Source organism: Streptomyces syringium (assembly GCF_017876625.1).
GTDB lineage: Bacteria > Actinomycetota > Actinomycetes > Streptomycetales > Streptomycetaceae > Streptomyces > Streptomyces syringius.
This window is the reverse complement of sequence record NZ_JAGIOH010000001.1, coordinates 5,186,479-5,208,779: the sequence shown is the minus strand read 5'-3', so window position 1 is coordinate 5,208,779 and position 22,301 is coordinate 5,186,479. Positions and strand designations below refer to the sequence as shown.

18 protein-coding genes and 1 pseudogene are annotated in these 22,301 nt (G+C 73.5%); 7 read left to right on the top strand and 12 right to left on the bottom strand.

Translation table 11 applies throughout. The features are described from left to right. Window positions 1–77: 77 nt before the first annotated feature. Genes JO379_RS23345 through JO379_RS23335 form a run of 4 tightly spaced genes read right to left on the bottom strand, consistent with a single transcriptional unit; the run spans window position 78 to window position 4,240 of the window. Window positions 78–716: a GTP-binding protein gene (locus JO379_RS23345; protein ID WP_372449105.1), complete on the bottom strand. Its 639-nt coding sequence runs from the start codon at window positions 714–716 to the stop codon at window positions 78–80. Beyond that, a complete protein-coding gene (locus JO379_RS33420; protein ID WP_242626248.1) occupies window positions 697–1,113 on the bottom strand; it encodes a DUF742 domain-containing protein in 417 nt (138 codons plus the stop codon). Before JO379_RS33420 ends, JO379_RS23345 begins: the two co-directional genes overlap by 20 nt. Next, the gene (locus JO379_RS33415; protein WP_242626247.1) at window positions 1,110–1,622 is read right to left on the bottom strand and encodes a roadblock/LC7 domain-containing protein; all 513 of its coding nucleotides are present in this window, start codon (window positions 1,620–1,622) and stop codon (window positions 1,110–1,112) included. Before JO379_RS33415 ends, JO379_RS33420 begins: the two co-directional genes overlap by 4 nt. Then, window positions 1,619–4,240: a sensor histidine kinase gene (locus tag JO379_RS23335; protein ID WP_209516824.1), complete on the bottom strand. Its 2,622-nt coding sequence runs from the start codon at window positions 4,238–4,240 to the stop codon at window positions 1,619–1,621. The genes JO379_RS33415 and JO379_RS23335 overlap by 4 nt, the downstream gene beginning before the upstream one ends. Before the next feature lie 224 nt (window positions 4,241–4,464). Between JO379_RS23335 and JO379_RS23330 the strand changes: the two genes are divergently transcribed. Next, window positions 4,465–5,238, top strand: coding sequence for a protein phosphatase 2C domain-containing protein (locus tag JO379_RS23330; RefSeq protein ID WP_209516821.1), 774 nt, complete (start codon window positions 4,465–4,467; stop codon window positions 5,236–5,238). A gap of 194 nt (window positions 5,239–5,432) precedes the next feature. Here JO379_RS23330 and JO379_RS23325 read toward each other — a convergent pair whose 3' ends face one another. Further along, window positions 5,433–5,927, bottom strand: coding sequence for a MarR family winged helix-turn-helix transcriptional regulator (locus tag JO379_RS23325; RefSeq protein ID WP_184732606.1), 495 nt, complete (start codon window positions 5,925–5,927; stop codon window positions 5,433–5,435). Between the two features lie 220 nt (window positions 5,928–6,147). On the opposite strand from JO379_RS23325, the gene JO379_RS23320 reads away from it, so the two are divergent. Next, window positions 6,148–6,348: a hypothetical protein gene (locus JO379_RS23320; protein ID WP_130879909.1), complete on the top strand. Its 201-nt coding sequence runs from the start codon at window positions 6,148–6,150 to the stop codon at window positions 6,346–6,348. A 114-nt stretch (window positions 6,349–6,462) separates the two neighbouring features. On the opposite strand, the gene JO379_RS23315 is transcribed toward JO379_RS23320, so the two are convergent. Beyond that, a complete protein-coding gene (locus tag JO379_RS23315; RefSeq protein WP_245381529.1) occupies window positions 6,463–9,294 on the bottom strand; it encodes a M4 family metallopeptidase in 2,832 nt (943 codons plus the stop codon). A 151-nt stretch (window positions 9,295–9,445) separates the two neighbouring features. On the opposite strand from JO379_RS23315, the gene JO379_RS23310 reads away from it, so the two are divergent. Beyond that, on the top strand, window positions 9,446–10,459 hold the full coding sequence (locus JO379_RS23310; RefSeq protein WP_130879907.1) for a TrmB family transcriptional regulator: 1,014 nt from the start codon (window positions 9,446–9,448) through the stop codon (window positions 10,457–10,459). Between the two features lie 14 nt (window positions 10,460–10,473). Here the strand turns inward: JO379_RS23310 and JO379_RS23305 are convergent, their stop codons facing one another. From JO379_RS23305 to JO379_RS23295, 3 genes and pseudogenes are all read right to left on the bottom strand, one after another. After that, the gene (locus JO379_RS23305) at window positions 10,474–10,932 is read right to left on the bottom strand and encodes a (2Fe-2S)-binding protein (protein ID WP_130879906.1); all 459 of its coding nucleotides are present in this window, start codon (window positions 10,930–10,932) and stop codon (window positions 10,474–10,476) included. A gap of 310 nt (window positions 10,933–11,242) precedes the next feature. After that, window positions 11,243–13,024 (bottom strand): annotated as a pseudogene (locus JO379_RS23300) (xanthine dehydrogenase family protein molybdopterin-binding subunit); the annotation flags it as partial. Between the two features lie 295 nt (window positions 13,025–13,319). Then, a complete protein-coding gene (locus JO379_RS23295) occupies window positions 13,320–13,889 on the bottom strand; it encodes a PadR family transcriptional regulator (RefSeq protein ID WP_130879904.1) in 570 nt (189 codons plus the stop codon). Window positions 13,890–14,003: 114 nt separating this feature from the next. Here JO379_RS23295 and JO379_RS23290 point away from each other — a divergent pair, with 114 nt between their 5' ends. Both JO379_RS23290 and JO379_RS23285 read left to right on the top strand, forming a co-directional pair. Further along, a complete protein-coding gene (locus JO379_RS23290; RefSeq protein ID WP_130879903.1) occupies window positions 14,004–14,447 on the top strand; it encodes a nuclear transport factor 2 family protein in 444 nt (147 codons plus the stop codon). Window positions 14,448–14,527: 80 nt separating this feature from the next. Continuing rightward, window positions 14,528–15,358, top strand: coding sequence for a pentapeptide repeat-containing protein (locus JO379_RS23285; protein ID WP_130879902.1), 831 nt, complete (start codon window positions 14,528–14,530; stop codon window positions 15,356–15,358). A 104-nt stretch (window positions 15,359–15,462) separates the two neighbouring features. Here JO379_RS23285 and lon read toward each other — a convergent pair whose 3' ends face one another. Both lon and JO379_RS23275 read right to left on the bottom strand, forming a co-directional pair. Beyond that, window positions 15,463–17,883, bottom strand: coding sequence for an endopeptidase La (gene lon, locus JO379_RS23280; RefSeq protein ID WP_209516815.1), 2,421 nt, complete (start codon window positions 17,881–17,883; stop codon window positions 15,463–15,465). 126 nt (window positions 17,884–18,009) lie between these two features. Continuing rightward, the gene (locus tag JO379_RS23275) at window positions 18,010–18,999 is read right to left on the bottom strand and encodes a GlxA family transcriptional regulator (RefSeq protein WP_209516812.1); all 990 of its coding nucleotides are present in this window, start codon (window positions 18,997–18,999) and stop codon (window positions 18,010–18,012) included. Between the two features lie 121 nt (window positions 19,000–19,120). Between JO379_RS23275 and JO379_RS23270 the strand changes: the two genes are divergently transcribed. Continuing rightward, window positions 19,121–19,987, top strand: coding sequence for an NAD(P)-dependent oxidoreductase (locus tag JO379_RS23270; protein ID WP_209516809.1), 867 nt, complete (start codon window positions 19,121–19,123; stop codon window positions 19,985–19,987). A 245-nt stretch (window positions 19,988–20,232) separates the two neighbouring features. Here the strand turns inward: JO379_RS23270 and JO379_RS33975 are convergent, their stop codons facing one another. After that, complete coding sequence (locus tag JO379_RS33975; protein WP_209516807.1) at window positions 20,233–21,327, bottom strand: rhomboid-like protein; 1,095 nt, start codon at window positions 21,325–21,327, stop codon at window positions 20,233–20,235. 211 nt (window positions 21,328–21,538) lie between these two features. Here JO379_RS33975 and JO379_RS23260 point away from each other — a divergent pair, with 211 nt between their 5' ends. After that, the gene (locus JO379_RS23260; protein WP_209516804.1) at window positions 21,539–22,297 is read left to right on the top strand and encodes a spermidine synthase family protein; all 759 of its coding nucleotides are present in this window, start codon (window positions 21,539–21,541) and stop codon (window positions 22,295–22,297) included. The last annotated feature ends 4 nt before the right edge of the window (window positions 22,298–22,301 follow it).

The following is a 22,301-nucleotide window of genomic DNA, read 5'->3' as shown; positions in this document are numbered from 1 at the left end:
GCTCTGGCTCGGTACGAAAGTCCTTGCCCGGTGGTGCCTCCCTCAGGTCGGGGCCGGCCGGTCCCGCGGGCCCGCGGCTACGCGGGGGCGGCGTCGAGGGCCTGCCGGACCAGGGTCAGCAGCGCGTCGACGACGTTCTCCCGCCGCCGGGCGTCGATGTCGACCACCGCCACGTACGACGGCAGGGACAGCGCTTCCCGCACATCCTCCGGCGCGTACCGGGCGGTGCCCTCGAAGTGGTTGACCGCGACGATGTACGGCAGCCCGCAGCTCTCGAAGTAGTCGAGCGCGGGGAAGCACTCCGTCAGCCGCCGGGTGTCGGCCATCACCACCGCGCCGATCGCCCCGCGCACCAGGTCGTCCCACATGAACCAGAAGCGTTTCTGGCCCGGTGTGCCGAAGAGGTACAGCACCAGCTCGGCGTCGAGGGTGATGCGGCCGAAGTCCATGGCGACCGTGGTCGTGGCCTTCTCCGGGATGGCGACGAGGTCGTCGAGTCCCTCGCTGGCGACCGTCATCACCGCCTCGGTGCGCAGCGGGGTGATCTCGGAGACCGATCCGACGAAGGTCGTCTTGCCGACGCCGAAGCCGCCGGCCACGACGATCTTCGTGGCGGCGGGGGCCCGCGACCGGTCGGTCTGCCAGCTCTGCGGCTCCCCTTCGTCGCCGGGGGCCGCGGCCTTCGCGGCTATCGTGTCAGAGTCCGGAAAGTCCACTCAGCACCCTTTCGAGCAGCGCGCGGTCGGGCCGGCAGCCGCCGTACCCGATGCCGTACACGCGGATCCTTCCCTGGTCGGCCAGATCGCCGAGGAGTACGCGCACGACGCCCAGCGGCATCTTCAGCAGCGCGGACACCTCGGCGACCGACCGCAGTCGGCGGCAGAGCCCGATGACGGCACGGACCTCGGGCATGAGCAGGGCGGCCAGCCCGCCGGTGACCGGCTCGGGCCACTCGCCGGGGTCGTCGAGCGCCGCCACGAACGTCTCCACGCGCAGGACGTGGCCGTAGCGGTGCCGCCCGCCGGCGAGCGAGTACGGGCGTACCCGCGCCGGTCTCCTGCCCGGCGCGGCCCGCTCGGGGACGCGCACGGGCAGGGGGTGGGTGAGGGTCACGTAACCGCCTCCACCGACCGGCGCAGCTCCCTGCGCAGTTCGGGGGTGAGTACGTGGCCGGCCCGGCCGACGAAGAGGGCCATGTGGTAGGCGACGACGCTCATGTCGCAGTCCGGTGAGGTGTGGACACCGAGCAGCGAGCCGTCGCTGATGGTCATGACGAAGAGGCTGCCGCCGTCCATGGCGACCATCGTCTGTTTGACGAAGCCGCCGTCCATCAGGGCCGCCGCGCCCGTCGTCAGGCTGCCGAGGCCGGCCACGATGGTGGCGAGGTCGGCGGTGGATCCCCGTGGGCTCTCCGGCTGTTCGGCTCCGGCGGCGGGGGCCGGCGGGTCGGAGGCGAGCAGCATCAGACCGTCGGAGGAGACGACGGCGACGGACTCGACGCCGGGCACCTCCTCGACGAGGTCGGTCAGCAGCCAATGCAGATTGCGGGCCTCGTTGCTCAGCCCGTAGCCCGTGGGACCGGCGGGGGTAACGGGGGTCGCCCCCCGGGAAAATGCAGTCAACCGCGTGCCTCCTCGACAGTGCCACCCTCGTCCCGCGCCCCCGCTTGGTGTTGATCAGTATCCCGGTCCACCAGCTCGGCTTCCACATCGCGCCGCCCGTCGCGCGCGCCCTGTTGGAACCCGGCGAGCTTGCGCCGCAGCGCCTCCGCGTCCACGCCTTGGCGCACCCGCGGCGCGGGCGGCTTGCGCGGCACCGTCTTCGGTGTCCGCTTGGGCAGGCCCGTGCCGGTGAGGTCCGCCGCCGGTCCGGGCGCCGGGGCCACGGGCGGGGCGGGGGCGGCCGGCGGGGGTGGTGACGGGGCCGGTGGCGGGGGTGGCGGCGGGGCCGCGTGGCGGGCGTGCCGGCCGGTGGCCGTGGGCTGGCCGGGGATGGTCGGCTGGCCGGGGAGCACCGTGGGCTGCTGGCCGGGGATCGCGTTGAGCCGGATGGCCCGCTCGGCGGCCTCGATCAGCGGGTCGGACCGCCGGGGGCCGACCGTGTGCGGTGAACGGGGCGGCAGTTCGTGGGAGTTGGCCTCGGCGATGGAACCGGGGAGGTGCACCGGCGGCGGCGCCGAGGCGCCCGGCACGGGCGGCGCGGCCGCGAAGTCGGTGACGACCGGGGGGCCGTCGGGCAGGAGCGTCCTGGGCAGCACCACGACCGCCGCGACACCGCCCGGCCGCTGGTCGCGCAGCTGGACGCGCACCCCGTGCCGGGCGGCGAGCCGCGCGACCACGTACAGCCCGAGGCCCAGGGCCGGGCGGTCGTGCTGGTCGCCGCCGCCGGGCCGGGGCCCGCGCGGATCCGGGTCGGCCAGCAGGGTGTTGAGCTCTTCGAGGCGCTCGGGGGCCATGCCGATGCCCTCGTCCTGGACGGAGAGCATCAGCTCGCCGCTCTCCAGCAGCCAGCCGGATACCTGCACCGGGACGTCGGGGGGCGAGAACGCCGTGCCGTTCTCCAGGAGCTCGGCGACCAGGTGGCTCACATCGTCCGCGGCGAACCCGGCGAGCTGGGCGCCCGGTGGCAGGGAGTGGATCCGGACCCGTTCGTACCGCTCGATCTCGCTGATGGACGCCCGCAGGACGTCGAGCAGGGGTACCGGCCCGTGGTGTCCGGAGCTGTGCTCGGCGCCGGCGAGGACGAGCAGGTTCTCGCTGTGGCGGCGCATCCGGGTGGCGAGGTGGTCGAGCTTGAAGAGGACTTCCAGGCGGTCGGGGTCCGCCTCGTTGGCCTCCATGGACTCGATGACGCTCAGCTGGCGCTCGACCAGGCCGAGGGTGCGCAGCGACAGGCTGACGAACGTGCCGTGCACCCGGCCGGAGAGCCCGGCGAGCCGCTCGGTGAGGTCCTGGGCCTGGGCGCGCAGCGCGTCCCGCTCCTCGTTGAGGGAGCGGCGGGCGCCGATGAGGCGGGTGCGCTCGGCCTCCAGGGTCGCGATCCGCTCCCGGTCGCCGCCGACGGTCTCGCGGAGCGTGTCGAGGGAGCGGGCGATGTCCGCGAACTCGTCGTCGCGGCGGCGGCCGGTGACCACCGGCTCCTTGGCGGCCGGGTCGGCGGACACGCGCCGGGCGCCCTCCCGCAGCGCGGTGAGCGGCCGGGTCACCGAGCGGGCGGAGCCGAGGCCGAGGCAGAGCGCGAGCAGCAGGCACCCGGCGGCGACGCCGCCGCGCAGCTCCAGGGCCCTGAGGTCGCCGTCGCGCAACTGCCGCGCGGCCGGGATCTGGTCGGCGGCGAGGGAGGTCTCCACATCGCGCATCCGGTCGAGGCGGGCGGTCAGGGCCGTGCGGACGGCGTCCTTGGGCAGGGCCAGGTCCGCGGCGGTGAGCTGCGGGTGGGCGGCGAGCCGGGCGAGGTAGTCATCGGCGGCGGTGATCTGCGGGCCGGTGACCGTGTCGCGGAAGGTGTCGCGGACGGTGGCGGGGGCGCGGTCGGTGAAGTCGGCGCGCGCGGCCCGCTCGCGGAGCTCCGCCCGCTGGGCGGCGGCGCCGAGCGCGGGCGGTTTGCCGCCCGTGGCGAGCGCGGCGAGCAGCAGGCCGCGCGTGGCGGCGGCCTCGTCGACGGCGCGGCCCAGCGGCACCAGGGCCGCCCGGGGGGCACTTGAGGGGGCCACGACCCCGCCCGGGCCGGGCAGCCGCTCGGCGAGGGTGCCGGGGACGCCGTGCAGGGCCCGGATGGCGTCGCTGTAGGCGGTGAAGGCGGCCTTGGCGTCGCCGGGTCCGGACAGCGCCCGGCGGCGCACCTCGGGGAGCGCGTCGAGCCGGTCGCGCACGGCGGCGGGGACGGCGGCGCGGACGGCGGGGAGCTGCCGGTCGACGCGGTCGCGCAGCTCGTCGGTGAGGCCGGACCCGGTGGTGTCGGAGCGCCCGCCGGCCACATAGAGCACCATGGCGTCGCGCTCGTCCGCGAGGGAGTGCGCGAGGGCCACCACGTCGCCGCCCGCCTCCGCGAGGCCGACGAGCCGCCGGGAGTCGGTGAGGTCGCGGGTGGCGTCGACGATCCCTAAGGCACTCGCCCCGAGGACCGTGAGGGCCACGGCCGCGAGGGAGGCGACCAGCCGGTTACGTACGTGAGCGGTGCCGTCCGGCACCGCCGTGGTCTGCTGTTCGCGCTTCCCGCCCCGAAGCCGCTTCTTCCGCACCGGTGCTCACAATCTTCTCTCGCCGGTCCCACCCCTGGTACTCATTTGACCTTTTCAGCACCTCTGTAGGGCAGGTGCGCTTCGCCTGCCCGGCCACTCGAAGGAGTGAATGTCGGTGGGAAGTTGAACCTCCCGCAAGGGCGGCACGCTTGAAGAACGGCCGGACCGGCAGGGAGGATGCGCGCCCACGGCCGCTGATTTCGCCCGTCCGGCACACTGGCCGCATGCGCATCGAACTCGCCACCGAGCCGGGCGACCCCCGGCGCCCCAACGAGGACTTCGCGTCCGTCGCCCTGCCCGCCTCCGGCCGGGGCGGCGCGCTGGTGCTGCTGGACGGGGTGACACCGCCACCGGCCGGCGGGGACGGCTGCGTGCACGGCGTGCCGTGGTTCACGGCCCGCCTGGGCACCGCCCTGCTGGAACTGTCCGTCACCCGCCGGGAACTGACGCTCCGGCAGTGCCTGGCGGAGGCGGTCACCCGGACCGCCGACGCCCATCGCGGGACCTGCGACCTGGCCCACCCCCGCACCCCGCAGGCGACGGTCGTCGCGGCCCGCTGGGACGACGAGGGGGTGGAGCATCTGGTGCTGTCCGACTCGGTCCTGCTCATCGAGGACCCGGCCGGGGAGGTGACGGCCGTGCTGGACGACCGCATCGACCGGCTGTGCGTCCTGGGGCCGGTGACGGACGACCTGCGCAACGCCGAGGGCGGGTTCTTCACGGCCGCCGCCGACCCGGACATCGTCGCCCGCGCGGTCACGGGGATCACCGCGCGGGCGGACGTACGGGCGCTGGCGGCGCTCAGCGACGGCGCGACGCGCTGGGTGGAGGTCTTCCGGGAGGGCGACTGGGCCGACTGCTTCGGCATCCTGCGCAAGGAGGGGCCGCAGGGGCTGATCGACCGGGTGCGGCTGGCGGAGCGGGCCGACCCCGAGGGCGTGGCCTTCCGGCGCGGGAAGCGGCACGACGACGCGGCGGTGCTCTACGCCGAGCCGTAGCGGTCTGTCCTGCGGACTGCGGGCCGTCTGTGCCGCCTGCGGCGGCGGGCGCCTCTCGCCTGGCCGGCGGATCCTCGGCGCCGGCCCGTCTTTGCCGCCTGCGGCGGCGGGCGCCCTGCGGGCGCGTCCTCAAACGCCGGACGGGCTGGATGTGGCTGAGCTCAGCCACATCCAGCCCGTCCGGCGACACCGTGCTACGACTCCGCGCTCACATTGAGCTGGTGGAGCAGCCGTGCCAGCTCGGCGATCTCGGCGCGGTCCCAGTCGGCGAGCTTGTGCACGTACTGGGCGCGCCGGGCGTTGCGCACGCGGGTGAAGCGGGCGCGGCCCTCCTCGGTGAGCTGGACGAGGGAGGCACGGCCGTCGGCGGGGTCCGGGGCGCGGGTGACGAGGCCCAGGTCGGCGAGGGCGCGCAGCTGGCGGCTCATGGTGGCCTTGCCGACGCCGAAGTAGGCGGCGAGGTCCGTGGCGCGCTGGGTGCCGGCGTCCTCCAGGCGGACGAGCAGGCCGTAGGCCGCCGCCTCCAGGTCGGGGTGGACCGCGCGGGCCATCTCGCCGGAGGAGGCGCGGGCGCGGCGCAGGAAGACGGCCAGCTCACGCTCCAGGGCCAGATACGCCTGGTCCACACCACTGCCGCCGAGGGTGTTCGAGCCGGCGTCCTCGGGGGGTGGAGTACTGATCTGGTGCACGTCAGTGGCCCTCTCCAGCTTTTCAGCCGCTGAAATTTTCACGAATCCACGGTCATCGCCGCAGCTCCGACAGTATTTCGCAGGAATAGACCAACGGAAGCACTGCGGGGGCCTATCCGGAGCGTGGCAGCGCCCGTACTTTTGTTGATGAGTGGCCTAATGGCATGACCACACCAATGGCGCTTCTCTCTCCCCCCACTGAGCCCCACGGAGGCACGCCGTGCCCACCCCCAAGCCCCGCATACCCGGATCCGGCGGCCACCCCTCCGCCTCCTCACCGCTCTCCGCCCTGCTCTACGCCCTGTCACTGCTCTCCGCGCTCGTCCTCCTCGCCGCCTTCCCCGGCACCTCCCTCGCGTCCGCCGGCGACCACGACCGCTGCCACGGCTCGTGCGCCCGGCTCACGCTCGCGGACGGCTGACGCGGCGGCACGCGAGAACGCGGCACGGCGCCTCGCGCCACACCGCGTCCACGCACGCCGGGCCCCCGGCACATCGGCACCGGGGGCCCGGCTCGGTCGGCTATCGGCTCACCGTCAGCCGCAGGCGCCCGCCGGGCGGGTGCGGGTCACCAGGTCGGAGGTGCCGGTGGTGCCGTCGATCCACACCACCTGCTTACCGGCCACGGCCGCCGCCGAGGACTGCTCACCGCGGTTGCAGGAGACGCGGCCCTTGCCCGAGCCGTCCGCCTGGAACTGCCACAGCTTGGGCATCGTCTCGTTGCGGTAGGTCGAGTCGGGCTGCTGCGCGGTGACGGTCACCGCCTCCTGGGAGGCCGTGAGGTCGTAGGGGAAGAGCGCGTCGGCGCCCTTCTCCTTGCTGAGGTCGACGGCGCCCGTGCCGTCGAGGTTCGCGCGGCGCACCGCCATCTGTCCGGCGTCGTCGCCCACCTCGTCCGCCAGCCAGAAGACGTGGCTGCCGTTGACACCGGTCTGGCCGATGGACTCGGGGCTGCCGATCTGGGCCATCAGGGTCCGGGTGCCGCTCGCCAGGTCCAGCACCTCGGTACCGGCCTTGTACGTGTCGCCCTCGGCGTAGACCTTGGCGTAGGCGATCCGGCCGCCGGCCAGTGACGGAAGGCCCGTCGCCAGCTCGGCCCGGCCGCCGTCCACCCAGGTCGGCTCCTTGTCGCCGGCGCGCAGGTAGCCGACGTGGCGGCCCGCGAAGAACTCCATCTTCTCGAAGGCGACCACGCCGCCCTCGACCCGCACTCCGGCGAGGTCGGACTGGCTGGAGTACAGCTTCTTGATCGGGCCGCCCGCGAGCGGCCGCGACAGGATGTCCACGCCGGTGGGTCCGTACGCCGTCCAGACCACGGACTTGCCGTCCGTCGCCGGGTTCACGTGGTAGCGCCCGTCGTTGGGGCTGATCAGCTTGGCGCTGCCCTTGCCGTCGGCACGGCCCGCGTAGACCGAGTACGGCTCGGAGCCGTCGTCGTTGGACTTCGCCGCCGTCCACCAGCCGCCGCCCGCGCCCACGCCCGTGCCCGAGGTGTTGAGCTTGCCCAGCAGCCGGTCGGTGTCGACGCCGAGGGCCAGCTCCCAGTTCGGGACGACGCCGTGCGCGTTGAAGGAGCGCTTGACGACGTTCAGGTCCTTGGTGGAGACCTTGAGCGCCTTGGCGGCGGCGAGCACCGCGTTACGGCCCTCGGTGAAGCCGTCCAGCGGGGTCATGAACTCCGTCAGCGCCTTGTAGACGATCTTGTCGGCGAGGGTCCGGCCGATGTCCTCGCGGATGTCCCACAGGGCGCCCGAGAAGATGGTGGAGTTCAGGTGCACCCCGCCGTTGTCGGTACCGAAGCCGACGCCGAGGAAGTTCTTCGACGTCGTGGCGCCGTCGTTGAGGTCGCGGATGGCGCAGTCGCGCGGCGACTTCGTGCGGCACAGGTTCTCGCCGAGCAGCCCGGCGGCCGGGTCGTCCATGGCCATGCCGGAGGCGTCCACGTCGAGGGCGTTGCCGAAGTAGTCGGCGACCGCCTCGTTGAGGGCGCCGGACTGGCCCGCGTAGACGAGGTTGGCGGAGTTCTCGACGACGCCGTGCGTCATCTCGTGGCCGACGACGTCCAGGTCGGCGGAGAGCGTCCTGTATTCGTCGTCGCCGCCGCCGTACACCATCTTGGTGCCGTCCCAGAAGGCGTTGACGTATGCGTCGCCGAAGTAGGTGACGCCGACCAGCGAGTTGATGGTCATGCCGCGGCCGTCGAGGCTGTCGCGGCCGTGCACCTTCTTGTAATAGTCGTAGACCTTGCCCGCTGCCCAGTGCGCGTCGACCGCGCCGGCCTGGGTGGCCTCCTTGCCGAAGGTCGGGGTCTCGGAGCCGAACTCCTTGATGCCCGAGGGCCAGCGGCCGGACACCTCACCGACGTCCTTGCCGCGCGCGTCCCAGGTGGAGAGGGTGTTCTTGCTGCCGCCCGCCATCCGGAAGGGGTCGCGCATGATGTATTGGTTGCGCGCCTTGTCCTGGGTCAGGCCCAGCTCGACGGCGGTGCCGTCGTAGCGGATGCCGGAGCCCGTCACGCCGGGGTCGGCGGCGCCGTCGCCGGGACCGGCCTCGGCGCCGGCCGGCCGGCTCGTGGTTCCGCTGCCGGCCGCCGACTTGGGGGAGCCGAACGTCTTGATGCCGCTGTACTCCAGGACCGGGAAGCCGGCCTTGGCGTCGATGTAGACCTCGCGCAGCACCGGCTCGCCCGTGCCGGGGTGCGTGCCGCGCACGGTGATGTGGTGGGTGAGCACACCGGGGCCCCTGGGCACGACGACCAGCCCGCGCGCGGTGCCGGTCAGGGGTGCGGCCGCCGCGGCGCCCTTCTTCGGGGCGTCCTTCGTGGCCAGCTTCTTCCCGCCGAGCCTGGCGGCGGTCGCGGAGACCGCCCGCCGGACGGCCAGCTCCTCGCCGATCTCGGCCTCCGTGCCGACCTTCAGGCCGGTGAAGTACTTGCCGGAGGTGCCGGTGACGACGCGCTTGCCGTCCTTCTTCTCCATCCGCACGACGTACTGGCCGCCCAGGACGTCGACACCGCGGTGCTTCTGCTGCAGCCGTACGGTCTCCCCCGCGCCGCTGTTCAGCGTCTGTACGGGCTTGAGGTCGCGGCGCGGGTCGGCGATGCGGTAGCGGCTCTCCTTGTCGGCGAGGTGTCCGCGCGCGGCGTCCGCGGCGCTGCCCGTCGACTTCACCGCCTCCCGGATGCCGTCCACCAGTGCCGGGGTCGCGGTGTCCGTCCCCGGGATCACATCCGCCGGGCTCTGGCCGGGTGCCGCCGCGTGGGCGGGCACCGCGGTGACGACGAGCGCGGCAGCACCGAGCAGCGCCGCCGCGCCCGATATTCCGCTTTTGATGCTCGGTCTTCCTGAACGTGCTCTGGGCTTACGCAAGGATTTCCCTCCGTACGTGCCTGACCGCCGGGACATCTCCGGGCAGCGCCATGCAACTGGGTGGGGCGCGAACTCATCAATGGGGCCGGGGGGTTCAGTAGTGAACATGCACACTTGTGTGCGTTCCAGACCCGGGGTAACAATCACTCACATGATCGAGGGGGCGGAACTGCACGCCCTTGGCCTGGGGGAGGCCGAGGAGCGGGTCTATGAGGCGCTGTTGAGCGACCGGGCGCCGGACGCGGCGGCACTGGCGGATGAACTCGGCATGCCGTATGGGGAGTTGGAGGCGGCCCTGGTCCTCCTGCGGGACCACGGCTTCACCCTGCCCGGCCCGCCGCCGGGCCCGGGGGGCGCACGGCCGCTGCCCCGGCCGGTGGCGCCGGCCGCCGCCATTCGCACGCTGATCCACCGGAGGCAGGCGGAGCTGCATCTGAAATCGGCCGAACTGGAGCGATTACGCCTGTCGGCCGACCACATCGCGGGGCGGCTCGGCGCCGGCAGCACGGCCGTCGGGGGCGGCGTGGAGGCCGTCTGCGGCGCGGAGGCCATCGCCGAGCGCACCGCGTATCTGCTGGCCTCGGCCGAGCGCGAGGTCGTCGTCCTGGACCGCCCGCCCTGTCCGGGTGGCACGGCGACGGACCCGCTGTTCGAGACCCTCGTCGAGGCGCTGCCCGCCCGGGGGGTCGGGGTCCGCATGGCCGTCCGGCGCGACGGCCTCGACGCCGACCGGCTGCGGATCCTGACGGCCCTGGCCGGGCGCGGGGTGCGGGTGCGCACCGCCACCGAGGTCCCCACCCGGCTGATCGCCGTCGACGGCCGGGTGACCCTGCTGCCGCCCGCCGACACCACCGACCCGGCGGCCTCCGCCCTGGTCATCGGGGAGACCCTGCTGCGCGACGCGCTGCTCCCCCTCTTCGAGACGGTCTGGGACCGGGCGGTCCCCCTGGGCTGCACCGGCGGTGACGGCCGGGTCTCGGAGCACCGCAGGGAGCTGCTCGGGCTGCTCGCCGCGGGCCTGAAGGACGAGGCCATAGCCCGTCGGCTGGGTGTCCACGTCCACACCGCCCGGCGCCGCATCAGCGGGCTGCTGGACGCGCTGGGCGCGGACACCCGCTTCCAGGCGGGCGCGCAGGCCACCCTGCGGGGATGGCTGGAGCGCTGACCGCCCCGCGCGGGTCAGCGCATCTTCGCCGCCGCGCTGTGGATGGCCTCGCGGATGCGGAAGTACGTGCCGCAGCGGCAGACGTTGGCGATGGCGTCGATGTCGGCGTCCGTCGGGTTCTTCGTCCGCTTCAGCAGGGCGACGGCGGCCATGATCTGGCCCGGCTGGCAGTAGCCGCACTGGGCGACGTCCTGCTCCAGCCACGCCTCCTGGACGGGGTGCAGGGTGTCGCCGTCGGCGAGGCCCTCGATGGTGGTGACGTCACGGCCCGCGGCCTCGGAGACGGGTACGACGCACGGTCTGACGGCCTCGCCGTCCAGATGGCTGGTGCAGGCCTTGCAGACGTCGATCCCGCACCCGTACTTGGGCCCGCGGATGCCGAGCAGGTCGCGCAGGGCCCACAGCAGGGGCAGGTCGTCGGGGGCGTCGACGGTGACGGACCGGCCGTTGACGGTGAAGGTGTGGGAGGGCATGGAAGCTCCTGGGTTCTGGCTCCGGCCCGCGCCGGGCCCGGTGGTCGCTCGTGCCGGGGAACCGCCGGACGGGTCCTAGCGGGGGAACGGGGTGAAGTCGACGTCGAAGTTGACCGGAAAGCGCCGCGGGCGGGTGCCCGTGGCCCGGGCGTAGGCGTTGGCGATCGCGCCGACGGCGGCCGGCAACCCCGAGCTCTCCCGCGCCGCCCGGTTCCCCCGTGGCGGGCATGATGAAGATCCGGACGTCCGGTGGGGAGTCCTTCTGGCGCGCGTAGTGGAACTGCGAGTAACTGCCCTCCAGCGGCAGCCCCTCGTCGATGTGCAGCCCCGCCCGCAGCGTGGTGGAGATGGCGTCCGTCAGCCCGCCGAGCAGCTGGGCCTCCAGCCCGCGCGGATTGATCGGCCGCCCCACATCGGCCGCGATCACGGCCTTGGTGACGCGCGGCTTCCCGGGGTCGCGCGCGTCGATCTCGACCAGACAGGCCGTGCGGGACTTGTACTCCTCGTGGAAGCCGATCCCCTGCGCGTGCCCGGCCGGCATCGGCCGTCCCCACTCGCCCTCGCGTGCGACCTTGTCGAGCACGGCGCGCTGCGCCGGGTTCTTCAGGCACGCGCGGCGGAACTCGACCGGGTCCTTCCCCAGCTTCGCGGCCAGTTCGTCGACGAGGATCTCCTCGGCCCCCCGGGTGTTCGCCGAGTACACCGACCGCCAGGAGGCGGTGGGCATCTTCAGCGGCACTTCGGTCAGGTGCTGGGTGGTGACACCGAAGTGGTAGGGACATTTGACCGTGGTGTGGAAGAGGGTCTGCGCGAAGGCGGCGTTGCCGAGGCCGCCGGGCAGCTTCGTGGCGGTCGCGGTGAGGATCTCGCCGAGGCCGTGCCGGAAGTCGGTCTCGACGGCGGCCACCCGGTGGTCGAAGCTCAGCACCTTGCCGAGCGCGTAGGTGGCCCGGATCCGGTGGTGGGTGGCGGGCCGCATCCGGCCGTGCCGCATGTCGTCGACGCGGGACCACATCAGCCGCACCGGGCGTCCGCTGCGCCGGGACACCCGGGCGGCCTCCAGTGCCGCGTCGAAGAACAGCCGCCGGCCGAAGGAGCCGCCCGCCTGCACCACGTGGACGGTGACCTTGTCGACGGGCAGCCCGAGTTCCTTCGCGATGGTCTGCTGGGCGATGATCGGCCCCTTGAGCCCGGACCAGACCGTCGCCCGGTCGGCGTGGACGTCCGCGACCGCGGAGTTGGTCTCCAGTGGTGCGTGACTGGCGAACGCGAAGTCGAACTCGGCGTCGATGTGCCGGGTCAGCGGCGGCAGGTCCACCAGGGGTGCGGCCGCGGACCTCAGCCGGGCGCGGATGTCGTCGTCGGAGAGGCCGTCGACGGTGCCCGGCCCCCAGGCGACGTCGAGCTTGTTCTTCGCGTCGAGCGCCTGCCCGAAGGTCTCGGCGACGACGGCCACGCCGGTGGGAACGGTGACGACGTCGAGCACGCCGGGCATGGCCCGGACGGCGGCCTCGTTCCGCACGGACTGCACGGTGCCGCCCAGGGTGGGCGGTCTGCGCACCATGCAGGGCTTGGCGCCGGGGACGTCGAGGTCCAGGGTGTACCGCTGCTGGCCGGTGACCATGGCCCGGGCGTCGATGCGGGAGGTGGGGGTGCCGACGAGGGTGTGCGCGGACTCCGGTTTGGGTGCGGCGGTGATCGCGCCGAGGTCGCGGGCGGCGGCCTCGACCGCGAGGGAACCGTACGGGGCGCTGCGCCCGTCCGGCGCCACGACGGCGCCGTCCCGGGTGCGCAGCCCGCTCGCCGCGATCCCCCACCGCTCGGCGGCCGCCCGCACCAGCCGCGCCCGGGCCGCGGCGGCGGTGTGCCGGACCGGGCCGTACAGCGAGCGGATGGCGTTGGAGCCCCCGGTGAACTGGCCGAACAGCAACTCCGGCCGCGCGTCCTCCAGTCGGATGTCGATCCGGTCGACGGCCGTGTCCAGTTCCTCGGCCACCAGCATCGCCACGGCCGTCGTCAGCCCCTGTCCGACCTCTTCGCGGGGCAGCCGGAAGGAGACGCGGCCGTCCTCGCCGACGGTCAGCACCAGCATGTGGGCGGTGGGGGCGCCGGCGAGGATCAGGATGTCCCCGAGGTCGACGAGGTCGGCGGGCGCCGGAAGGCTGGGTACGGGCGTGCCGGCCGGGGCGGCTGCTGCCGCTCCCGCCGTGCCGAGGCCGGTGGCCACGGCGAGGGTGGGCGCCGCGACGAGGTAGGTGAGAAAGCCGCGCCTGCTGGGTTCCGCCATGAGAGCTCCGTCCCGCCCGGCCCGCCGCCGGTGCCGGACCCTCCGAAGATCATTACCGGCGGGTAGGGCGAGGACAAGGGGCGACCCGGCCAGACATCGCTCACCGCTCGGCGGCCACCGCCTGCCGCTCCCGCAGGACGCCCGCGACCCGCAGGCACCAGTCGCGGTTCTCGCGCTCGAAGGCGAGGCCGCGCAGACACGTCAGATACGGGCCGATCCGCTCGCCGCGGAGGAGGAATTCCGCCTCGTCCGCCTCGCCGCGCATCTGCCGCAGCAGCTCGCCGAAGAGCTCGGTCTTGGCCGCGGCGACGGCCGCCCGCTCCTCCAGCTGCGCGATCACCGCCGGGGTGCCGACGCGGTCGGCGGCCCGGACCTTGACGAGCAGGTCGTCGCGAATGAACGAGGGCTTCGACGCGGCGGCGGCGAACCGCTCCAGCTCGGCGGAGCCGGCGTCGGTGACCCGGAACAGCCGCTTGGTGGGCCGGGTCTCCTGGACCACCTCCCTGCCCGTGACCAGCCCTTCCTTCTCCAGCTTGGTCAGCTCGGCGTAGAGCTGCTGGGGCAGCGCGTGCCAGAAGTTCGCGACGCCGACGTCGAAGGCCTTGGCCAGCTGGTATCCGCTGTGCTCGCCGTCCAGCAGCGCCGCCAGCACGGCATGTCGCAAAGCCATCGGTTCGACCCCTTCCCCTGCGCGCTCCGGGACCGCAGGATATCTATTCAAGAAAGTGACTAGTCAGATTCTTGAGTATCCCTGAGGTATCCCTGCCTGGGAGAAGGAGCAGTCATGCGGATCGCCGAACGTTTCCGTACCGCCGTGGAGAAGCGTGATCTCGCCGGGATGGAGGGGCTGTTCACCGAGGATGTCCGCTTCTACAGCCCGGTGAAGTTCACCCCGTTCGAGGGCCGGCCCATGGTGCTGGGCCTGCTCGGCGTTCTGCTGCGCACGTTCGAGGACTTCCGCTACGTCGGCCGCTTCGAGGGCGCGGCGGAGACCAGCACGGACGGCGACGAGGCCGCGTCGGAGATCCTGCTCTTCCGGGCCACGGTGGACGGGAAGCAGATCCACGGCATCGACATGCTGCAGTTCGACGAGGAGGGCCGGATCAAGGAATTCACCGTGATGGTCCGCCCGCAGTCCGCGGTGCAGGCGCTGGGGCGGGCGGTGTTCGCGGGCCTGGTGGCGGACGGTCTGGTCCCGGCCCCGGCCGCCGCTTCGGCGGAGGGCTAGGGCCTGAGGGAGAATGGGGGCCGTACCCAGAGCGTGGCGGAAAGTCGCCGTGCTCGTGTCGCCAGTGGAGATCAGAGACCTTGCCGAAGCAGGACGCCCCCTCCCCCGCCCCGGACCGCGCCGATCTGCAGGCGGACTGCGGAAGCTGCTTCGGGCTGTGCTGCGTCGCGCTGCCCTTCGCGGCCTCGGCGGACTTCGCGGTGAACAAGGACGCGGGCAAGCCGTGCTCGAACCTCAAGAAGGACTTCACCTGCGGCATCCACACGCGGCTCCGCGAGCGGGGCTTCTCCGGCTGCACCGTCTTCGACTGCTTCGGCGCGGGCCAGAAGGTCTCCCAGGTCACCTTCCTCGGCCGGAACTGGCGGGAGGCCCCTGAATCGGCCCGGCAGATGTTCGACGTCTTCCCCGTCATGCGGCAGCTCCACGAGCTGCTGTGGTACCTGACGGAGGCCCTGTCGATGCCGGCCGCCCGCTCCCTGCACGGCGACCTCCGCCGCGCCCTGGACGACACCGACCGCCTCACGCGCGGCAGCGCGGAGGAGCTGGTGGCGGTGGACGTGGCGGAGGTCCGGCACGGCGTGAACACCCTGCTGCTGCGCACCAGCGAACTCGTACGGGCCGGCGTCCCCGGCCGTAAGAAGAACCACCGGGGGGCCGACCTCATCGGTGCCCGGCTGGGCGGCGCCAACCTCCGCGGTGCCACGCTCCGGGGCGCCTACCTCATCGCGGCCGACCTCAAGAAGGCCGACCTGCGGTCGGCGGACCTGATCGGCGCGGACTTCCGCGACGCCGACCTGTCCGGCGCGGACCTGACCGACAGCCTCTTCCTCACCCAGGCCCAGCTCAACGCGGCCAAGGGCTCCCCCACGACGAAGCTGCCGCCGGCGCTGAACCGTCCGGCGCACTGGTAGGCGCCGCCCGGTCGGATACCCGGTCGGATCAGGGAAGCTCCGGCCGCGTTTGGGGTGTGGCCCGGCTCCATCCCCCGAGGAGCCGGGCCACACCCTCACCACCCCTACGCCGCGGCCACGACCTCCGGCGTCCGGTTCAACGACGTCGCCGCCGTCGCCGGCTCGAGGGCCAGGTCCAGGACCTGGCGGACGTCCGAGACCGGGTGGACGTCGAGCTTGGCGAGGACCTCCGCCGGGACGTCGTCCAGGTCGGCCTCGTTCCGCTTCGGGATGATCACCGTGGTCACCCCCGCCCGGTGCGCGGCCAGCAGCTTCTGCTTGACGCCGCCGATGGGCAGCACGCGGCCCGTCAGTGAGACCTCGCCCGTCATGGCGACGTCCGGGCGGACCCGGCGGCCGGAGAGCAGGGAGGCCAGGGCCGTCGTCATCGTGATGCCCGCGCTCGGGCCGTCCTTGGGGACCGCGCCCGCGGGGACGTGGAGGTGGACGCCGCGCTCCTTGAAGTCACCGACGGGCAGTTCCAGTTCGGCGCCGTGGGAGCGGAGGAAGGACAGGGCGATCTGCGCGGACTCCTTCATCACGTCGCCCAGCTGACCGGTCAGGGTCAGGCCCGCCGCGCCCGTTTCCGGGTCGGCCAGGGACGCCTCCACGAACAGCACGTCGCCGCCCGCGCCGGTCACCGCGAGGCCCGTCGCCACGCCGGGTACGGACGTGCGGCGTTCGGCCGGGTCCTGGGCGGACTCGGGCGTGTGGTGCGGGCGGCCGATCAGGGCGCGCAGATCGTCCGCGCCCAGGGTCAGCGGCAGTTCCCGCTCGCCCAGTTCGTGCTGGGCCGCGACCTTGCGCAGCAGCCGGGCGACCGAGCGCTCCAGGGTGCGCACGCCCGCCTCACGGGTGTACTCGCCCGCGAGCTTGCGCAGGGCGTCGTCCGCCAGCACGACCTCGCCGGGCTCCAGGCCCGCGCGCTCCAGCTGCCGGGGCAGCAGGTGGTCACGGGCGATGGTGACCTTCTCGTCCTCGGTGTAGCCGTCCAGCCGGACCAGTTCCATGCGGTCGAGCAGCGCCTCGGGGATCGCCTCCAGGACGTTCGCCGTCGCCAGGAACACCACGTCCGACAGGTCCAGCTCGACCTCCAGGTAGTGGTCCCGGAAGGTGTGGTTCTGTGCCGGGTCCAGGACCTCCAGGAGGGCCGCCGCCGGGTCGCCGCGGTAGTCGGAGCCGACCTTGTCGATCTCGTCGAGCAGCACGACCGGGTTCATCGAACCGGCCTCCTTGACCGCCCGCACGATCCGGCCGGGCAGCGCGCCCACGTAGGTGCGGCGGTGGCCGCGGATCTCCGCCTCGTCGCGTACGCCGCCGAGGGCGACGCGCACGAACTTGCGGCCCATGGCCCGGGCGACCGATTCTCCGAGGGAGGTCTTTCCGACACCCGGCGGGCCGACGAGCGCGAGCACCGCGCCCCCGCGCCGCCCGCCGACCACGCCGAGTCCCCGGTCGGCGCGCCGCTTGCGCACCGCCAGGTATTCGGTGATCCGCTCCTTCACGTCCGCGAGGCCCGCGTGGTCGGCGTCGAGCACGGCCTTGGCGCCGGCGATGTCGTAGGCGTCTTCCGTGCGCTCGTTCCAGGGGAGTTCGAGCACCGTGTCGAGCCAGGTGCGGATCCAGCTGCCCTCGGGGCTCTGGTCGGAGGCGCGCTCCAGCTTGTCGACCTCCTTGAGGGCCGCCTCGCGGACCGTCGTAGGCAGGTCGGCGGCCTCGACGCGGTCGCGGTAGTCGTCGGACTCGTTCTCCGGGTCGCCGTTGAGCTCGGCCAGCTCCTTGCGGACGGCGTCCAGCTGGCGGCGGAGCAGGAACTCGCGCTGCTGCTTGTCGACGCCCTCCTGGACGTCCTTGGCGATGGACTCGGCGACGTCCTGCTCGGCGAGGTGGTCGCTGAGCCAGCCGACGGCGAGCTTCAGCCGGGCCACCGGGTCGGCGGTCTCCAGCAGCTCGACGCGCTGGGCGACGGTGAGGAAGGGGGAGTAGCCGGAGTTGTCGGCGAGCTGGGCGACGTCGTCGATCTGCTGGACGCGGTCCACGACCTGCCAGGCGCCGCGCTTGCGGAGCCAGCTGGTGGCCAGCGCCTTGTACTCCTTCATCAGCTCGGTGACCGCGCCGGGCAGCGGGTCGGGGGTGATCTCCTCGATCTGGGTGCCTTCGATCCACAGGGCGGCCCCGGGCCCGGTCGTGCCGGCTCCGACGCGGACGCGGCGGACACCGCGGATGAGCGCGCCGGGGTCGCCGTCGGAGAGCCGGCCGACCTGCTCGACGGTGCCGAGCGTGCCGACGCCCGCGTACGTCCCCTCGACGCGGGGCACAAGCAGCACCCGCGGCTTGTTGTCGCCGGTGGCGGCGGCCTGGGCGGCCTCCACCGCGGCCCGTACCTCGGTATCGGTCAGATCGAGCGGCACCACCATGCCGGGCAGCACCACCTCGTCGTCGAGCGGCAGCACGGGCAGGGTGAGCGGTGTGGACGTCGAAGCCATGATCTCCCCTTCGGCAGGCAAGTTGAGTTATACCGACTCAATGCTTCTGATGCCGATGGTGTTCCCCGGGCGTCCTGGGTTTCTGTTCGCTCTGAGCGATCATCTGCGGAAGCTCCCAGGAGAGGCTCACGCCGACGCCGGGAAGGCCCGCCGGTAGTCCGTCGGCGTGACGCCGAAGTGCAGGGTGAAGTGGCGGCGCAGATTGGCCCCGGTGCCCAGCCCGCTCAGCTCGCTGATCCGCTCGACCGGCAGCCCGGTCGACTCCAGCAGCGACTGGGCGCGGGCGAGCCGCTGGGTGAGCAGCCATTGCAGTGGGGTGGTGCCGGTGGCGGCCTGGAGGCGGCGGAAGAAGGTCCGGGGGCTCATCCCGGCGCGCCGGGCCAGGTCGTCGACGGTCAGCGGCCGGTCCAGGTGCGCGGTGGCCCACTGGAGCACGGCCGCGAGGCCCTCGTCGTCGGCGGCGGGGACGGAGAGGTCGACGTACTGCGCCTGGCCGCCGGGCCGGTGCGCGGGGACGACCAGACGGCGGGCCAGCTGGTTGGCGACGTGCGCGCCGAGGTCGCGGCGGACCAGGTGCAGGCACAGGTCGAGCCCGGCGGTGACCCCGGCGCTGGTGAGGACGTCGCCGTCGTCCACATAGAGAACCGAGTCGTCGACGTCGACCTTCGGGTACCGGCGCGCCAGTTCCTCGGTGTGCAGCCAGTGGGCGGTGGCGCGGCGGCCGTCGAGGATCCCGGCGGCGGCGAGCGCGAAGGCGCCGGCGCACAGGGACACCATGCGGGCGCCGCCGTCGGCGGCCCGGCGCAGCGCGGTGAGGAGTTCCGGGGGGAGCTCGCGGCCGCCGTCGACGCAGGCCTCCGGCACCGAGGGGACGATCACGGTGTCCGCGCCGGCCAGCGCGTCCAGCCCGTGCGGGGTGCGCAGCGCGAAGCCGCCCCCGCCGGTCGCGGCCTGCGCCGAGTCCCCTCCGGCCGAGCAGAGCCGCAGGTCGTACCAGGGGTCGGCCAGGTCGTGGTGCGGGATGCCGAAGACCGTGCAGACGACCCCCAGTTCGTACAGGTCCCAGAAGGGGACATCGTCGTCGATCACGGCCACGGCCACGGAACCAGCGCTCATGCCCGGCAGCGTATGGCAGGAATTTTTCGACAGCCGTCAGTTCTGCCACTGTCCGGGCCCGGCGGGCGGTGCGAGCGTGGTCTCACTTGATCGACTTCTGCGACACACGGGGAGAAACAGCATGAGTGTGACCGTTCTCGGCCTGGGTTCGATGGGCACGGCGCTGGCCGACGCCTTTCTGAAGGCCGGTCACCCGACCACCGTCTGGAACCGCTCGGCCGCCAGGGCCGACGCCCTCGTCGCACGGGGAGCCGTCCGCGCGGAGTCGGTGCGCGACGCGGTCACCGCGAGCGAGCTCGTCGTGATCTGCGTGACGACCTACGACGACGTCCACGCCGTCCTCGGCCCCGTCGCGCACGACCTCGCGGGCCGCACCCTCGTCAACCTCACCTCCGGCACGCCCGAGCAGGCCCGGGCCGGGGCCGCGTGGGCGGCGGAGCACGGTGCCGGCTACCTCGACGGGGCGATCATGACGACCCCGCCGGGCATCGGGAGCGCGGAGTTCATGCTGCTCTACAGCGGCTCGCCGACCGCGTTCGCCGCGCACCGGACGACGCTGGCGAGCCTGGGCGACCCCCTGGACCTCGGCGCGGACCCGGGCCTCGCCTCGCTCTACGACACGGCCCTGCTCGGCCTGATGTGGTCGACGCTCAGCGGCTGGCTGCACGGCACGGCGCTGACCGGCTCCGAGCAGGTGCCGGCGCGGGACTTCACGCCGGTGGCGACCCGCTGGCTGACCGCCGTCACCGGGTTCATGAGCACGTACGCGCCGCAGATCGACGCCGGTCACTACCCGGGGGACGACGCCACCTTGGACGTCCATCTCGCGTCGATGGACCACCTCGTCCACGCGAGCGAGGCGGGCGGCCTGGACGTCGGGCTGCCGCTGCTGCTCAAGGCGTTCGTCGCCCGGGCCGTCGCCGCGGGCCACGGCGGCGACAGCTTCGCGCGTCTGGTCGAGGTCGTCCGCGACGGGGGCCGGGCATGAGGGCGCCGGAGACCACCGCGGCGTGGGCCGCTCTCGTCGTCGAGGCGGCCGAGGAGTGCACCGCCGTCCTGGAGGAGGGTGCGGCGAAGGACTGGTCCGTGCCCGCCGGGGACCTGGACTGGTCCTGTCACGCGACGCTCGACCATCTGGCGCTCGGCCTCGTCGGCTACGCGGGGCTGCTCACCGCGCAGCCGGCCGACCGCTACATCGCGCTCTTCGCCTCGCTGGACCCGAAGGCCCCGGTCTCAGCGCGCCTGGAGGGCATCCGCATCGCGGCGGCGCTGCTCGCCGGCACCGTCCGGGGTGCGGGGGCGGGGGACCGCGCCTGGCACCCGTGGGGGCACTCGGACGGGCCCGGCTTCGCCGCCATGGGCGTGGTGGAGACCGTCGTCCACACCCATGACGTGGCGCGGGGCCTCGGGCTCGGCTGGAGCCCGCCCGACGGGCTCTGCGCGCCCGCCGTCCGGCGGCTCTTCCCCGGCGCCCCGGAAGGCCATGCCCCCGGCCGCACCCTCCTGTGGTGCACGGGCCGGGACGTACTGCCGGGGCAGCCACGGCGGGAACAGTGGCAGTGGGACGGCACGGTCCGCTGAGAGCGCGGCACCCCGACCGGCACCCCGACCGGCACCAGCGCTCCTCTGCCCGGCCGCGTCGCGGACCAGCGGCAGGCAGGCCAGCCCGGTCAGCAGGGCGATGGGGTGCCCCCAACTGGCGAGGGGGTCGACGAGTTCGATCAGGTCCTGGGCGCACATCGCCCCCGCCACACCGAGCAGGGGCCACTTCCACCTCGGCCGCAGCAGCCCGGACAGCGCGCCGATGCACGCCATCAGCCCGAAGCTGATGCCGTAGTCCAGGCGGTGCATCGAGGCCGCGGGCAGCCGGCCGACGGCGACGGCGCCCGCCACCGGAAGCTCGGTCGCGAGCGTGGCCAGCACATGGCCGAGCAGGAAGACCCCGGCGGCACGCGCCCCGCCGACCCGCCGCTCCAGCGCGGTGACGACGAGCAGGAAGGCCACGCCGTAGAACGAATAGATGCCGCCCGCGATCCACAGGGCGCTGGCCACGAGGACGAACAGCGGCTGTTCGACGAGGTGCGCCGCGTCGGTGCTGGACTCGCGGAGCAGCCGGTCGACCGTCGCCGGGTCACCGAAGTCCGTGTACAGGGCGGTGCTGAGCAGGATCGCGCCGTAGCCGAAGGTGAACGGCGTGCCGGCGGGGGTGGGCAGCAGCCGTGCGAGGCGGCGGAGCCGGGACGGCTGCCGGGACGGCTGGGGCGGCGCACCGCCGCTCGCGGTCCGCGCGCCGATGGCCGAATCATCGGCGGGATCCACCACGGTCACTCGGCCAAGCCCCTTTCCACCGGGCTCTCCTGGGTATGCGCGGCGGCCGTGCGGCAGGCCCCTCGGAAAAGGCCGCGCATCGGTCGCCCCAAGAACACTAAGGTGCGCCGTGGCCCGCCGGATCCCGTCCGGCAGTGACCCCTGTCACCCCTGTCAACCGCATACCCGCGCACTGCGTCCGCCGAGCATCACCGCCCTCCCGGAGGCCCGCATGACCGTCCCGTACGTCCGGTATGACCACGACACCGAGGCCGCGCCCGTCACCGTCGAGCGCCGCGAGGGACCGTACGGCGAGGTGGTGCTCAGACGGCGCGGCGGCGGGGACGGGGCGGCCGGCGCGGTCTACGAGATCATCGCCAACGGCTGCTTCCTGATGGACACCTCCGACGGCCGTTCCGAGCGGCTGCTGGTCGACGCCGCGCTCGCCGCCCTGCCCGCCGACCGCCCGGACCCCGCGGTCCTGATCGGCGGGCTCGGGGTGGGTTTCTCGCTCGCGCACGCGGCCGCCGAGCCGCGCTGGGGGCGCGTCACGGTCGTCGAGCGGGAGGGCGCGGTCATCGACTGGCACCGCACCGGCCCGTTCGCCGCGATCTCCGCCGGCGCCCTCGCCGACCCGCGTACGGAGCTCCTCCACACCGACCTCGTCACCCACCTCCGCACCACCGACGATGGGGGCACCTCCCACGCCCTTAAGGCTGTGGGGGAGTACGACGCGCTGTGCCTCGACATCGACAACGGCCCCGGCTGGACCGTCACGGAGGACAACGGCGGTCTCTACTCCCCCACCGGTCTCGCGGCCTGCCGGGCGCGGCTGACACCCGGCGGGGTGCTCGCCGTCTGGTCCGCGCAGCCCTCCGCGGAATTCGAGAAAGCCCTCCGGAATGCCGGGTTCGATCGGGTTGGAACCGAAGAGATCACCGTTGCCCGGGGCGTCCCCGACGTCGTTCACCTCGGGGTCAAGGCCGCGTAGCCGT